Source organism: Rhodanobacter sp. L36 (assembly GCF_009765755.1).
Taxonomy (GTDB): domain Bacteria; phylum Pseudomonadota; class Gammaproteobacteria; order Xanthomonadales; family Rhodanobacteraceae; genus Rhodanobacter.
This window is the reverse complement of record NZ_LMUV01000002.1, coordinates 301,207-314,797: the sequence shown is the minus strand read 5'-3', so window position 1 is coordinate 314,797 and position 13,591 is coordinate 301,207. Positions and strand designations below refer to the sequence as shown.

The window sequence follows — 13,591 nt, the reverse complement described above, 5'->3', positions numbered from 1 at the left end:
TCGAATGAACATGAATGTCGAACCGATCGAAGGCACCCTGTTCGTGGTGGCCGCGCCATCCGGCGCAGGCAAGTCGACGTTGGTCAACGCGCTGCTCGAACGCGAGCCGGCGATCTCGTTGTCGGTGTCGCATACCACGCGTCCGCCGCGAGCCGGTGAGTTGTACGGTCGTCATTATTATTTCGTCGAGCGCGCCGAATTCGAGCGCGAGATTGCCGAGGGCATTTTTCTCGAACACGCCGAAGTGCACGGCAATCTCTATGGCACGTCGCGCATCACCGTGCAGGGTCTGTTGTCGCAAGGTCGCGATGTATTACTTGAAATCGACTGGCAGGGCGCGGAACAGATTCGTCGCGCCAAGCCCGATTGCGTGAGCGTGTTCATTCTGCCGCCGTCGCGCACCGAGCTCGAGCGACGGCTGCGCGGACGCGGATCGGACAGCGTCGAGGTGATCGAGCGCCGGTTGCGCAATTCGCGCGGTGAAATCGCGCATGCGCACGAGTTCGACTACATCCTGATCAACGACGTGTTCGATCAGGCGCTGGCTGATCTGCAGGCCATCGTGCGGGCCGTGCGCCAGCGCAGTGCCCCGCAATGGCGCCGGCATGAAGGCCTGATCGCGGAACTGCTGGCCGACGACGCCTGAACCTTGTCGTCCGGCGCTTGTCGCATGGTCTTCCGGCCCCGCTTGGGCTACCTTGAATGCTTCCCATCGAACCCTTCCGCCCATGACCGATCCCGTTCGCGCCGCGCCCGAAGACAGCACGCTGGTGCGCGTCCGTGGCCTGACCACGGTTCTCAACGGCAAGACCATCTTCGACGCGCTGGATCTGGATATTCCGCGTGGCAAGGTCACCGCGATCATGGGCCCAAGCGGTACCGGCAAGACCACGCTGCTCAAGCACATCACCGGGCAGATGCGCGCCGATGCGGGCGAGGTGCTCGTCGATGGACAAAACGTGGCGCAGCTGTCGCGCGAACGTCTGTACAAGATGCGCGAAGGCATCGGCTACCTGTTCCAGAATTCCGCGTTGCTCACCGACTTCGATGTCTTCGAGAACGTGGCGTTTCCGTTGCGCCAGCACACCGCCTTGCCGGAAGTCCTGATCCGGAATCTGGTGTTGCTGAAGTTGCAGGCGGTCGGCTTGCGCGGTGCCGCGCGGTTGATGCCGAACGAACTGTCCGGCGGCATGGCACGTCGTGTCGCGCTGGCGCGGGCGATCGTCTTTGATCCGATGCTTATTCTTTACGACGAGCCGTTCGTCGGCCTCGATCCGGTGGCGTTGAACCAGGTATTGAAACTGATCCGCACGCTCAACCAGACGCTGGGCATTACCAGCGTGCTGGTGGCGCACGAGTTGGAAGCGATCAAGCAAGTGGCCGATCATGTTTTCCTGATCGCCAATGGCAAGGTGGTGGCGCAGGGCGATCCGAAAACCATTGCCAACGACGGCTCGCCGTGGACGAGGCAGTTCTTCGGTGGCGATGCGGACGGGCCGGTGCCGTTCCAGTATCCCGCTGGCGACTACGCGCAGGCGCTGGGTTTTGCGGGAGCTGCGAAATGAACGCACGCGCGCCGCAAGGCAACAATGTCGTGACGCAATCGCTGGCGCAGATCGGCAACTGTGGCCTGTTTCTGCTCACCTTGCTGGCGGCAATCCCGCGCAGCCTGCGCTACTTCCGCGAGACCGTTCGGCAACTGTGGTTTGTCGGCGCGATGAGCCTGACCATCATCATGGTCTGCGGACTGTTCGTCGGCATGGTGCTGATGCTGCAGCTGTACAGCGTGCTTTCGACCTTCGGCGGCACGTCCGCCAGCGGCATGGTGGTGGCGGTGGCGGTGTATCGCGAACTCGGTCCGGTGGTCACGGCGCTGTTGTTCGCCGGTCGTGCCGGCACGTCGATCACTGCCGAGATCGGGCTGATGCGCGCGACCGACCAGATCGATGCGATGGAGATGATGGCGGTCGATCCGATCGCCTACGTCGCCACGCCGCGCTTCCTGGCCGGGCTGATCGCCATGCCGCTGCTTTGCACGGTGTTCTGCGCGATGGCCGTGCTTGGTGGGCATCTGGTCGGCGTGACCTGGCTGGGCATCGACAACGGCACGTTCTGGTCGAACATGACGGCGGTGGTGGAAGTGCACAGCGACATCGTCAACGGCGTGCTGTTCAAGAGCCTCGCTTTCGGCGCAGTAGTTGCGTTGATCGCCGTGTATCAAGGTTTCACCACGCCACCGACGAGCGAAGGTGTGGCCTATGCCACGACGCGCACGGTGGTGGCATCGTCGATCGCCATCCTGGCGCTGGATTTCGTGCTCACCGCGTTTCTCATGTGAGCTGCCGGATCGTGACCGCCAAGATCAATTGTTTTTCGCTGAGGATTCTGCCGTGAGCCAACAGAGAAGTTCCTACGCCATCGGCACCGGCCTGTTCATCGTGCTGGGTTTTGCCACGCTGGTTTACCTCGCGACGCAGACCACGTCGGTCGCGAACGTGCACCAGGGCGCCAGCTACACGGTCGATGCCCACTTCGCCAACATCGGCCAGCTCAAGGAGCGGGCGCCGGTGAAGATTGCGGGCGTGCGGGTGGGCCAGGTGCGCTCGATCACGCTCGATCCGTCCAGCGAGCAGGCCGACGTGAAGTTCGCCATCGACCAGCGCTACAGCAGGATTCCGGACGATTCGGTCGCGACCATTTTCACCAGTGGCCTGCTCGGCGACCAGTACGTGGGTATCCAGTACGGCACGTCGAAAAAACTGGTGGCCGACGGCGGCACGCTGACCATGACCAAGCCGGCCCAGCAGCTGGAGGAAATGCTCGGCAAGTTTTTTGGTGCCGGCGGTGTGGCCGACAATCTCGGTGGCACCTATAGCGTGAAGGCGCGCTTCACCAACGTGGGTTCACTCTCCGTCGGTGCGCCGGTCAAGATGGCCGGCGTGGCCATCGGCAGCGTGCAGACCGTGCATGCCGATCCGGTGAAGCTGGATGCGGAGGTGATCATGGCGATCGACAAGCGCTACAACGCGATTCCTGATGATTCGTCGGCGGCGGTGTTCACCAGCGGTTTGATCGGCACGCAGTATGTTGCGATCCAGCCCGGCGGCTCGCCCGATGCGCTCAAGAATGGCGACGAGATGGTGCTGACGCAGTCCGCCATGCAGCTCGAAGATTTGATCGGCAAATTCCTCGTCAATGGTTCGCCCAGCGACAAGAAAGATGCCGGCAACGCAAAGCCCACCGATACCCCCGCCGGCAAACAGTGAGCCGGTATTTGCAAAAGGAGTTACCCATGTTGCGCAGACTGGCCCTTGCCACCGCGATCGCTTTCGGCATCGTTGTTGCCGCCCCCGCATTTGCACAGAACGATGTACCTGCCGCCGCCGACAGCGCTCAGCAGCAGCCAGCACAAGTCGTGCAGACCATCGCCGATCAGCTGGCCACGGCGATCGAGGGTCATCGTGACGAGCTGAAGCAGAATCAGGAAAAGCTGATCAGCGTGATCGACGAGGTATTCCTGCCGCACTTCGACCTCGACTACGCGTCGATCCTAGTGCTGGGCCAGCACGCACGCGAAGCCACGCCCGAACAGCGAGAGCGTTTCGCCAAAGCGTTCTACAACTCGATCACCCATCGCTACGCCGAGGGCTTGCTCAACTACACGCGCGGCCGCGTCAAGGTGCTGCCGTTCAATGGCGATCTCAACGACAAGCGCACCGTGGTGCGCACGCAGGTCGTGCTCGATGACGGCAAACTCGTGTCGATCGACTACGCGTTTCGGAAGAGCCGTTCGGGCGACTGGAAAGCCTACGACGTGATCATCGAAGGCATTTCCTACGTGACCAATTACCGTAATCAGGTGGACGCGGAAATTCGCAAGGTCGGCATCGACAAGTTGATTTCCAATCTCGAAACCCGCGGCGAGCAGGCGCTGGAGACGATGGACAAGGACGCCAAGGGTTCCAAATGAGCGAGACCACAGGCACGCGGGATTTCAAACTCGCATCCGGTGCGCCGGGTACGCTGACTTTGTCTGGCGTACTCAGTTTCGATACCGCTGCGAATGCCTTGCAGGAACTGCGCGCAGCGGTTGCGCGCGACGGCATCAAGCAATTGGACCTCGCAGGCATCCGGCGCAGTGACAGCGCTGGCTTGTCGTGCATTGTCGCGGTGATGGCCGAGTCGGCGCAGGGCAGACGTCCGCTTCAGGTCGTGAACATGCCCGTTGGTCTGCAGGCGCTGGCGCAGGTCTGTGGTGTGGACGGGTTGATCGGCTGATCAGTTCGAATGGATCGGCGAAATAGAAAAAGGGCATCGCGGCCCTTTTTTTGGGCGCTCCAACGCAACTACTGCTTGGTGGCCGCTTGATCCGGGTGCTTGTTTTCCCACTTATGCTGTTGATCGAGCAGTTCGTCGGGATCAAAATTCTTGTCGTCCAGACCCTGCATCTGCTGGATGAGCGCACTCGGCGGGTTGCCGTCGTAAAGCTGATAGAGGCGTTGCTGGCGATACGCGTCACGCAGGAAGACGTACGGATCGTAAGCAGATTGCAGGAAGCTCTCCGCATCAATACCGCGCGAACGCAATGTCACCAGGTACATCGCCTGCGGCAGATATTGAAGACCGTTGTCGTGGCGATTGGCGGCATACAGGCTGAGCGGATCAAAGAAGTAGCTATCGACTGGCAGGCGCCATACATCGCGTACCGTGGAAGGCCCGACGAACGGCACCATCATGAAGTCACCGTCAGGCACGCCCCAGCGAGCAAGCGTGATACCGAAATCACTTTCTTCGAGCGGCAAGCCGATCTGGCTGGCTGGATCGAAGAAGCCGCCGAGGCCAAGCGTCAGGTTCAACAGAAAACGGCCGCTGTTCTGCAGCGCCTGCTTCGGGCGCGCCTGCAACAGGTCGTTGGCGACCGTGATGGGCATGCGGATGTTGGTGAAGAAGTCGCTGAAGGACCGTCGCACCGGTGGGTTGGTGACCTTGCGATACGCCACGGCAACAGGCCGAATGGCGGCCTTATCCAGCGTATCGTTGAATTTGTAGACCTTGCGGTTGTAATGCTCGAGCGGGTCGTCGGTGCGCGGCTTGGCGATAGTGCAGCCCGCCAGAAAGACAACCGCGAGCAACGCCAGGCAGCGACTCACGTCAAGAGAGCGGAGCGAAGGAAACATGCGATGCAGGGATTCGCGCAAGGGGAATGGCATAATTGTACTGTCTGGTTTTATATCTTGCACGGCTTTCGGTGTCCTTTCCGTGATGTTCGGCAGCCGGCCATCATACGCCCCCCAAGATTGCCAGCAAAGCATGCGCTGGATACACTGATAGACCATAAGTTATTTATTCTTTGAGGATTTCGCATGGCACGCATTACCGTGGAGGACTGCCTTGAGGTGGTCGACAACCGTTTCGAGCTGGTGTTGATGGCAACCAAGCGCGCACGTCAGCTGGAAAAGGGTGCCGAGCCGGCAGTGAATCCGGAACACGACAAGCCAACCGTGCTCGCGTTGCGTGAAATTGCCGATCGCCGCATCGATCAGGCCACCATCGACCAGATCGACAAAGCCGAGCGTGAGCGCGCCGAGCGCGAGGCGCTGGAATGGGCTGCGGCCGAGGTTGACGACGATCTCTCCAAGGGCGGCGACGATTGATGGATGACGGCTGCAGTAGCGCGTCCCGCCTATCCGGCGTGTCCGGAGCGCGGCGCCGTGCATTTCTGGCAGTCGTCTCGTCCACGTGTTGCGAGGTAGGCGCCTGAGCCGGCGCCTTGATCGATGACCGCGGTCACGAAATCCGCATCCATCGATTCGTCCAAATTGCCGCCCTATGTGCTGGCACTGAAAGAACGTATTGCCTACCTGCCGGACGCGCAGATTGAACGCGTGCTGCGCGCCTTCCATATCGGCGCAGAGGCGCATGCGGGGCAGGAACGCAAGAGCGGCGAGCCGTACATCACGCATCCCGTTGCTGTCGCCGGCATCCTGGCCGAGCTTGGGCTGGATGCCGAGACGATCATCGCGGCTATCCTGCACGATACGCTGGAAGACACCGAACTCAGCCGCGAATCGCTTTCCAGCGAATTCGGCGAAGTAGTGGCCGATCTCGTCGACGGCGTGACCAAGCTCGACAAGATGCGTTTCAGCAGCCGTCAGGAAGCCGACGCGGAGAGCTTCCGCAAGATGCTGCTGGCGATGGCGCGCGATCTGCGTGTGATTCTTATCAAGCTCGCCGACCGGCTGCACAACATGCGTACCTTGGGCGCCAAGGATGCTGTGTCGCGCCGGCGCATCGCTCGAGAAACGCTGGAAATCTACGCGCCGATCGCCCAACGCCTGGGCATGAATAAATTCAAGGCCGAGTTGCAGGATCTCGGATTCCACGCGCTCTATCCGGATCGCTATCGCGTGATCAGCGAACGCATTCGCGCGGCGATCGGCAATCGTCGTGAGGCGATGGGTCGGATCGAAGCGGCGCTCTCCGCGCGCCTCACGGCAGACCATTTGCAAAACCACGTGGTCGGGCGCATCAAGTCGCCCTGGAGCATTTATTCGAAGATGCATGGCGAGCACAAGAGCTTTGCGCAGCTGATGGACGTCTATGGTTTTCGCGTGGTCGTCGACAACGCCACGAGTTGTTACATGGCGCTCGGCGCGGTGCATTCGCTGTACAAACCCGTTGACCGTCGCTTCAAGGATTTCATCGCGATCCCCAAGGCCAACGGTTACCAGTCGCTGCATACCGTGCTGCTGGGGCCTTTTGGTGCGCCGATCGAGGTGCAGATTCGCACCGCCGAAATGGAATCGGTCGCCGAGCGCGGCGTCGCCGCTCACTGGGCTTACAAGACGGATAGCGGTCCCGCGAACAGCGCGCAGGCGCGTGCGCGCGAGTGGCTTTCGTCGCTGGCCGATAGCTCGGTTCATACGGCGTCGTCCGCGGAGTTCATCGAAAACGTCAAAATCGATCTGTTCCCCGACGAGGTGTACCTGTTCACGCCGCGTGGAGACATTCTCTCATTGCCGCGTCATGCGACCGCGCTGGACTTTGCCTACGCCGTGCACACCGACGTCGGCGATCATGCAGTTGCCGCGCGCGTCGACAAGAAGCTTTTGCCGCTGCGCACGAAGCTGGAATCGGGACAGCTGGTCGAGATCATCACGGCGCCGTCGGCGGTTCCGAATCCCGCGTGGCTCGAAGTGGTGGTGACGGGCAAGGCGCGCACGGCGATTCGACAGTACCTGAAACATCTGCAGCACGAAGACGCTGTCGATTTCGGCCATCGCATGCTCGATCGCGCACTCGATGCGCGCGGAAGCAGTCTGGATGGCATTCCCGCCGCTGTGCTGGATCGTTTCCTCGAAGCCTCCAAGCTCAAGCGGCTGGAAGAACTGCTGTCCGACATTGCGCTCGGCAATCGCATGCCCGATGTGGTGGCCGGCCAACTGTTGGCGTCGCGTGGAAAGCGCGCGGGCGAAGTACCGCAATCGCCATCGTATGTGCACGAGAAGATTCGCATCACCGGCGCGGAACGTGGCGTGCTGAGTTTCGCCAACTGCTGCCATCCCTTGCCAGGCGACGACATCATCGGCTACCTCTCGTCGGGCAAGGGCATCGTGGTCCATCGCGAGGAATGCCCGAACGTGGTGGAGTTGCGCAAGTCGCCGGAGCGTTGTGTGGCGATCGAGTGGGATCGCGATGTCCAGGGCGACTATCGTGCCGAGTTGCGCATCGAGGTCATCAATCGCCCCGGCGTCCTGGCCACGGTCGCCGCCGCGATCGCGGCGGCCGATTCGAATATCGAGAATGTCGAATATGTCGAACGCGATGAGTCCGCCGCGACATTGCTGTTCACGATGGAAGTGAAGAGCCGCAAGCATCTGGCGGATGTCATTCGGCGCGTGCGCCGTACCGGCGTGGTCAGCAGCGCGCATCGGTATCCGCTTTAACCGGAAGTCGTCTCATCTTCGTTGCGTTGGGGATCATTGCGGCCGTGCTTGCTATCCGCTGTCGAGTGCTCGCCTTACACTCCCGTTTTTGAAACGCGAGGTTTCCCCATGTCACGCAGCACCATCAGCACGGAACAGGCGCCGGCCGCGATCGGCCCGTATTCGCAGGCCGTGCGCGCAGGAAATACGGTTTATTTCTCCGGACAGATTCCACTCGATCCGGCGACGGGTGTGCTTGTCGATGGCGATATCAACACGCAGACCCGAAGGGTCTTCGACAATCTCGACGCCGTAGCCAAAGCGGCGGGCGGTTCTCTGGCGCACATCGCGCGTGTCGGCATCTACGTCACCGATCTGGCGAATTTTGCCGCGGTGAACGCGGTAATGGCCGAATATTTCCAGCAACCTTATCCCGCGCGCTCCACCATCGAAGTTGCCGGTTTGCCGAAAAGTGCACAGGTCGAGATCGACGCCGTGATGGTACTGGAGTGAGTGATCAGGGCTGATCGAATCGGCGATCTGCGCCCACAGTCATCATCGACATCTCGCTCGCGACGGTCGAGCGTGCTCGGTTAGGCTTGGACGTCATGGCTACCCGCATCTCTCGCTCTGCTTCGCTGCCTGTCGCCGACTCCGGTCTCGCGCCGGTCGGCACACTGCCCGGCGTGAGTGCAGCACTCGCCGCTTCGCTCGCACGGCTCGGGTTGGAGCGCGTGCAGGATCTCTGGTTTCACTTGCCGCTCCGCTATGAAGACAAGACGCAGCTCACCGCCATTGCTGACTTGCGCGTCGGCGAACGGGCGCAGGTCGAAGCCGTGGTGGAAGGCAGCGAACGAGGTTTCCGTTTTCGACCGCAATTGAAAGTGGCGGTGGGCGACGACAGCGGACAAACCCTGCTGCTGCGCTTCTTTCATTTCAACCGCGCGCAGGCCGAACAACTTCTGCCGGGCACGCGGTTGCTTTGCTATGGCGAAGTACGGCACGGCGCGCAAGGCCTGGAGATGGTGCATCCGCAATACCAGCGCCTGAGTGGCAGCGACGCCGTTGCGGTCGATGCGTTGCTCAGCCCGGTCTATCCCACGACGGAAGGTCTTGGACAAAAACGCCTCGCCGGCGTGATCGGAAAAGCGCTCGCCTTGCTGCCCGCAGCAACGCAACTGGAACTGATTCCCGCCGAGTTATGTGCACAGCATGGCCTCGCCTCGTTGCGTGATGCGTTGCTCTACGTGCATCGACCACCGGCCGACGCGCATCTGGGACAACTCACGCTCGGCCGTCATCCCGCGCAACAGCGACTCGCGTTCGAGGAGCTGTTGAGTCAGCACCTGAGCCTCAAGCGCATGCGCGCGGCTGTGCGCGTGCGGCATGCGCCCAGGCTCGGAAAAGGCGAGCTTTTGCGTCGAAGGTTTCTCGAAGAACTGCCTTTCCGTTTGACGGCCGCGCAGGAGCGCGTGGGTCGAGAAGTCGCACAGGATCTGGCCCAGGAACAACCGATGCTGCGCCTCGTGCAGGGCGATGTCGGAAGCGGAAAAACGGTGGTCGCCGCGTTGGCGGCACTGGCTGCGGTGGAGTCGGGCTATCAGGTCGCGTTGATGGCGCCGACTGAACTGCTGGCCGAGCAACACCTGCGTAATTTCCGCCAATGGTTGAATCCGCTTGGCATCGAGGTCGAGTGGCTGGCGGGAAAAGTTACCGGCAAGGCGCGGCAATCGGCCCTCGCACGCGTGGCCGGAGGTGCGTCGGTGGTGATCGGTACGCATGCGCTGATGCAGGAAGGCGTGACATTCGCGAAGCTCGGTCTGGTCATCGTCGACGAGCAGCACCGTTTCGGCGTGCAGCAACGGCTCGCGTTACGCGATAAGGGCCTCGAAGGCGAGCAGGTACCGCATCAACTCGTGCTAACCGCCACGCCGATTCCGCGCACGCTTGCCATGAGTGCGTATGCCGACCTGGACGTGTCATCGATCGACGAGTTGCCGCCCGGCCGCACGCCGGTGCAAACCATTGCGATCTCGAACGCGCGCCGCATCGACGTGATCGAACGCATCCACGCGGCATGTGGAGAAGGTCGCCAGGTCTATTGGGTGTGCACGCTCATCGAGGAGTCCGAACAGCTGCGTGCGCAGGCTGCGGAAGTGGCGCATGCCGAACTATCCGCAGCGCTGCAGGGTTTTCGCATCGGCTTGATCCACGGCCGCATGAAACCGAAAGAAAAGCAGTCGGTGATGGACGCGTTCAAGGCGGGCGATCTTTCGGTACTGGTGGCAACCACCGTCATCGAAGTCGGCGTCGATGTTCCCAACGCCAGCCTGATGGTGATCGAGAACAGCGAGCGACTGGGCCTGGCACAGTTGCATCAGTTGCGCGGCAGGGTGGGTCGAGGCGCGCTCGCGTCCAATTGCGTGCTGCTCTATCAACCGCCGCTGGGACAACTGGCGCGCGAACGTCTGCAGGTGATGCGCGAAACCAACGACGGGTTCGCCATCGCGGAAAAGGATCTCCAGTTGCGTGGCCCGGGTGAAGTTCTTGGCACGCGGCAGACAGGCCAGCTCACTTTCCGCATTGCGGATCTGGCGCGCGACGCACATCTGCTTCCGGCCGTGCAGCAGGTCGGCGAAATCATGCTTGTCGAACAGCTGCTGCAAACCGATCGGTTGATCGAGCGATGGATCGGTGGCGCAGCGCGTTACGCGCACGCCTGATGGACGATCGAATCGGTGCTTTTTCCATCGGCCTGTTCCATCTAAGCTTGTCGATTGAAGAGGCCCGTTCGCACACATGAAACCGCCATTGTTGATCGACACCGACCCGGGCGTGGATGACGCGCTGGCCATCCTGATGGCGCACGCGCACGCCGACATCGTCGGGCTGAGCATTGCCGCCGGCAACGTGGGCCTTGCGCATACCGTGCGCAACGCCTGCACGCTGGCCGATCTGCTGAATGCGGATATTCCAGTCTTCGCCGGTTGTCCGACACCCTTGGTGCGCATGCCCGAAGAAGATGCCGGCCACGTGCATGGCGTTGACGGTCTGGGTGACGTGGGTTTTCCTGCGCCGAACGCACAAGCGTCCGATGAACACGCAGCACATGCATTGCTGCGGTTGACTCGCGAGCGGCCCGGCGAACTGACCCTGGTCGCCTTGGCGCCGTTGACGAACCTGGCGCTTGCTCTGCGCCTCGATCCCACCTTGCCGCAGCGTGTGGCGCGACTGGTGGTGATGGGCGGGGCAGTCACCGGTCACGGCAACACCGGCAAGATTCCGGCGGAATTCAATATCGGGTTCGATCCGGAGGCGGCGCATGTCGTGTTCGAAGCATTCCCGTCATTCGATCTGGTCGATTGGGAGGCGACGTTGCGGCACGCTTTCGACGACAACGAATTCGACACATGGCTGGCGGCGGGTGACAAACGTGCGGAGTTCTTCGGAAAAGTTGTCGCCACGGCTCGCCGCTACAACGCCACGCACGATCGGCGTGGCGTGATCGCCGCCGATGCCCTGGCCATGGCCGTTGCGATCGAGCCGTCCATCGTCACGCGCAGCGAGAAACGTGTCGTGGCTGTGGAACTGGATGGCCGCCTGACCCGTGGCGCCACGGTGGTCGACTGGACCAACCGGCTCGGGCAGCCTGCTCAGGCGAACATCGTGCTCGAAGTCGACCACGCGCGTTTTTCGGCCATGGTGCGCCATGCGCTGGGCGTATCTGACTGAATCGATCGGGTGACAGCGTGGTGTTGAAAGTGGTCGCGGGTTGCGATGCTTCACGAATCGCCGTTACAATGCCGCTCTTTTCACCCCAGCTTTGAGCCCGTCATGAAGCCCGATATCCATCCGAACAACAAGCCGGTGGTATTCCAGGACCTGTCGTCCGACTTTGCGTTTTTGACCAAGTCGACCATGTCCAGCAAGGAAACCATCAAGTGGGAAGACGGCAACGAGTACCCGCTGATCAAGGTGGATATCTCGAGCCATTCGCACCCGTTCTACACCGGCAAGCAGAAGACGCTTGACGTGGGCGGTCGCGTGGACAAGTTCCGTCGCCGCTATGCGGGTACGACCAAGGAATAAGTGTTTGCGTGGTTATCGCTTGCGCGACGACCGGATTCGACCAGGCAAGTTTTCAATGAAACACGGGGCGAGTCATCTCGCCCCGTGTTTTTTTGCGTCCGCATTTCAACCATGCGCTGTCGAAGGTTCGTTGGACCTTGTGCGATAATGATGAGTGACAGACGCCCACGGCGTCCGATGCATCGCATGTTTTCCCCGGCATGCCATGTCGAGCATTCCCCTCGCCGGACGGCGCCGTCATGCGGTCGCCGCCGGTGGTGACCCACATGAAGGAGGTTTTCGTGTCTGATTCCAAGATCGTCAAGCTGGTGGACGAGTCGAGCCAGCGCAGCAGCGAATTGCCATTGATCAGCGGCACACTCGGCCCCGCGTGCATCGACATCGGCACGTTGTACAAGGACACCGGTCACTTCACCTACGACCCGGGCTATGGCAGTACGGCCAGTACCAAGAGCGCGATCACCTACATCGATGGCGACGAAGGCGTGCTGCTTTACCGCGGTTATCCGATCGAGCAGCTCGCCGAGAAATCCAGCTTCCTCGAAGTGGCGTATCTGTTGCTCAACGGTGAGCTTCCCAGCAAGACCGAGTTCGACAGCTTCGATCACGAGATCACGCATCACACGATGATGCACGAGGCGCAGAAGAATTTTTTCCAAGGCTTCCATCACGACGCACATCCGATGGCCATGCTGGCCGCTGCGGTGGCCTCGCTGTCGGCGTTCTATCACGACGATCTGGACGTCGACGATTCGGCCGATCGCAAACTTGCCGCAATCCGCCTGATTGCCAAGATGCCGACGATCGCCGCCGCGTGTTATCGCTATTCGATCGGCTGGCCGTTCCGCTATCCGCGCAACAACCTGTCCTACGTCGACCGTTTTCTGCACATGATGTTTGAAGTGCCGAGCGAGCCGCTGGAGTTGAAGCCGGTGGTGGCGAAGGCGCTGGATTTGCTGTTCATCCTGCACGCCGACCACGAACAGAATGCGTCGACTTCGACCGTTCGCCTGGTCGGTTCCACCGGTGCCAATCCGTACGCATCGGTCGCCGCGGGCATCACTGCGCTGTGGGGTCCCGCGCATGGTGGGGCCAACGAAGCCGTGCTCAAGCAGTTGAACGAAATCGGTACGGCCGATCAGGTCGAGAAGGCCGTGCTGCGCGCCAAGGACAAGAACGACAGTTTTCGTCTGATGGGTTTCGGTCATCGCGTTTACAAGAACTTCGATCCGCGCGCCAAGATCATTCGCGAGATGTGCCACAAGGTGCTGGACGAACTGGGCGTCAACGATCCGCTGCTTGAAGTGGCGCTCAAGCTGGAAGAGGCTGCGCTCAAGGACGACTATTTCGTCGAGCGCAAGCTCTATCCGAATGTCGATTTCTACTCGGGCCTGATCTACAAGGCGCTGGGCATCCCGACCGAGATGTTCACCGTGATGTTCGCCATCGCGCGTACGTCGGGCTGGATCGCACATTGGATCGAGCAGCACGAAACACCGGGATCGCGGATCGGTCGTCCGCGGCAGATCTACACCGGCGCCGACGTGCGCGATTACAAGCCGGCGGACGAGCGCTGA

General features: G+C 61.4%; 14 protein-coding genes. 13 read left to right on the top strand and 1 reads right to left on the bottom strand.

Annotated elements, in window-relative coordinates; genetic code table 11:
• Positions 1 to 10: 10 nt before the first annotated feature.
• The 6 genes from gmk (at position 11) to GSQ73_RS01295 (ending at position 4,278) form a co-directional block, all read left to right on the top strand.
• A complete protein-coding gene (gene gmk, locus GSQ73_RS01320; protein WP_158880217.1) occupies positions 11 to 646 on the top strand; it encodes a guanylate kinase in 636 nt (211 codons plus the stop codon).
• Between the two features lie 82 nt (positions 647 to 728).
• Complete coding sequence (locus GSQ73_RS01315) at positions 729 to 1,565, top strand: ATP-binding cassette domain-containing protein (protein WP_158880214.1); 837 nt, start codon at positions 729 to 731, stop codon at positions 1,563 to 1,565.
• Positions 1,562 to 2,338, top strand: a complete 777-nt coding sequence (gene mlaE / locus GSQ73_RS01310; RefSeq protein ID WP_158880211.1) for a lipid asymmetry maintenance ABC transporter permease subunit MlaE — start codon at positions 1,562 to 1,564, stop codon at positions 2,336 to 2,338. Before GSQ73_RS01315 ends, mlaE begins: the two co-directional genes overlap by 4 nt.
• A gap of 52 nt (positions 2,339 to 2,390) precedes the next feature.
• Positions 2,391 to 3,266 (top strand): outer membrane lipid asymmetry maintenance protein MlaD, encoded by an 876-nt coding sequence (mlaD, locus tag GSQ73_RS01305; RefSeq protein ID WP_158880208.1) that lies wholly within the window; start codon positions 2,391 to 2,393, stop codon positions 3,264 to 3,266.
• 26 nt (positions 3,267 to 3,292) lie between these two features.
• Entirely contained in the window at positions 3,293 to 3,970 is a 678-nt protein-coding gene (locus tag GSQ73_RS01300; protein ID WP_158880205.1) for an ABC transporter substrate-binding protein, read from the top strand.
• Positions 3,967 to 4,278, top strand: coding sequence for an STAS domain-containing protein (locus GSQ73_RS01295; RefSeq protein WP_158880202.1), 312 nt, complete (start codon positions 3,967 to 3,969; stop codon positions 4,276 to 4,278). Before GSQ73_RS01300 ends, GSQ73_RS01295 begins: the two co-directional genes overlap by 4 nt.
• A 68-nt stretch (positions 4,279 to 4,346) precedes the next feature.
• Here the strand turns inward: GSQ73_RS01295 and GSQ73_RS01290 are convergent, their stop codons facing one another.
• The gene (locus tag GSQ73_RS01290; RefSeq protein ID WP_158881652.1) at positions 4,347 to 5,177 is read right to left on the bottom strand and encodes a VacJ family lipoprotein; all 831 of its coding nucleotides are present in this window, start codon (positions 5,175 to 5,177) and stop codon (positions 4,347 to 4,349) included.
• A gap of 186 nt (positions 5,178 to 5,363) precedes the next feature.
• On the opposite strand from GSQ73_RS01290, the gene rpoZ reads away from it, so the two are divergent.
• The 7 genes from rpoZ to GSQ73_RS01255 all read left to right on the top strand — a co-directional run bounded on the left by rpoZ (position 5,364) and on the right by GSQ73_RS01255 (position 13,591).
• Entirely contained in the window at positions 5,364 to 5,654 is a 291-nt protein-coding gene (rpoZ, locus tag GSQ73_RS01285; protein ID WP_158880199.1) for a DNA-directed RNA polymerase subunit omega, read from the top strand.
• 123 nt (positions 5,655 to 5,777) lie between these two features.
• Positions 5,778 to 7,946 (top strand): bifunctional (p)ppGpp synthetase/guanosine-3',5'-bis(diphosphate) 3'-pyrophosphohydrolase, encoded by a 2,169-nt coding sequence (locus GSQ73_RS01280; RefSeq protein WP_158880197.1) that lies wholly within the window; start codon positions 5,778 to 5,780, stop codon positions 7,944 to 7,946.
• A gap of 108 nt (positions 7,947 to 8,054) precedes the next feature.
• The gene (locus GSQ73_RS01275) at positions 8,055 to 8,438 is read left to right on the top strand and encodes a RidA family protein (protein WP_158880194.1); all 384 of its coding nucleotides are present in this window, start codon (positions 8,055 to 8,057) and stop codon (positions 8,436 to 8,438) included.
• Between the two features lie 95 nt (positions 8,439 to 8,533).
• Complete coding sequence (recG, locus tag GSQ73_RS01270) at positions 8,534 to 10,648, top strand: ATP-dependent DNA helicase RecG (protein ID WP_158880191.1); 2,115 nt, start codon at positions 8,534 to 8,536, stop codon at positions 10,646 to 10,648.
• 76 nt (positions 10,649 to 10,724) lie between these two features.
• A complete protein-coding gene (locus GSQ73_RS01265) occupies positions 10,725 to 11,657 on the top strand; it encodes a nucleoside hydrolase (RefSeq protein WP_158880189.1) in 933 nt (310 codons plus the stop codon).
• Positions 11,658 to 11,759: 102 nt separating this feature from the next.
• Positions 11,760 to 12,014 (top strand): type B 50S ribosomal protein L31, encoded by a 255-nt coding sequence (locus GSQ73_RS01260; RefSeq protein WP_158880186.1) that lies wholly within the window; start codon positions 11,760 to 11,762, stop codon positions 12,012 to 12,014.
• A 281-nt stretch (positions 12,015 to 12,295) separates the two neighbouring features.
• A complete protein-coding gene (locus GSQ73_RS01255) occupies positions 12,296 to 13,591 on the top strand; it encodes a citrate synthase (RefSeq protein ID WP_158880183.1) in 1,296 nt (431 codons plus the stop codon).

What these genes read in the sequence shown, in the direction of transcription:
- gmk (WP_158880217.1), top strand. Translation starts at nt 11, where the DNA reads ATGAATGTCGAACCGATCGAAGGCACCCTGTTCGTGGTGGCCGCGCCA.
- GSQ73_RS01315 (WP_158880214.1), top strand. Translation starts at nt 729, where the DNA reads ATGACCGATCCCGTTCGCGCCGCGCCCGAAGACAGCACGCTGGTGCGC.
- mlaE (WP_158880211.1), top strand. Translation starts at nt 1,562, where the DNA reads ATGAACGCACGCGCGCCGCAAGGCAACAATGTCGTGACGCAATCGCTG.
- GSQ73_RS01300 (WP_158880205.1), top strand. Translation starts at nt 3,293, where the DNA reads ATGTTGCGCAGACTGGCCCTTGCCACCGCGATCGCTTTCGGCATCGTT.
- GSQ73_RS01295 (WP_158880202.1), top strand. Translation starts at nt 3,967, where the DNA reads ATGAGCGAGACCACAGGCACGCGGGATTTCAAACTCGCATCCGGTGCG.
- GSQ73_RS01290 (WP_158881652.1), bottom strand. Translation starts at nt 5,177, where the DNA reads ATGTTTCCTTCGCTCCGCTCTCTTGACGTGAGTCGCTGCCTGGCGTTG.
- rpoZ (WP_158880199.1), top strand. Translation starts at nt 5,364, where the DNA reads ATGGCACGCATTACCGTGGAGGACTGCCTTGAGGTGGTCGACAACCGT.
- GSQ73_RS01280 (WP_158880197.1), top strand. Translation starts at nt 5,778, where the DNA reads ATGACCGCGGTCACGAAATCCGCATCCATCGATTCGTCCAAATTGCCG.
- GSQ73_RS01275 (WP_158880194.1), top strand. Translation starts at nt 8,055, where the DNA reads ATGTCACGCAGCACCATCAGCACGGAACAGGCGCCGGCCGCGATCGGC.
- recG (WP_158880191.1), top strand. Translation starts at nt 8,534, where the DNA reads ATGGCTACCCGCATCTCTCGCTCTGCTTCGCTGCCTGTCGCCGACTCC.
- GSQ73_RS01265 (WP_158880189.1), top strand. Translation starts at nt 10,725, where the DNA reads ATGAAACCGCCATTGTTGATCGACACCGACCCGGGCGTGGATGACGCG.
- GSQ73_RS01260 (WP_158880186.1), top strand. Translation starts at nt 11,760, where the DNA reads ATGAAGCCCGATATCCATCCGAACAACAAGCCGGTGGTATTCCAGGAC.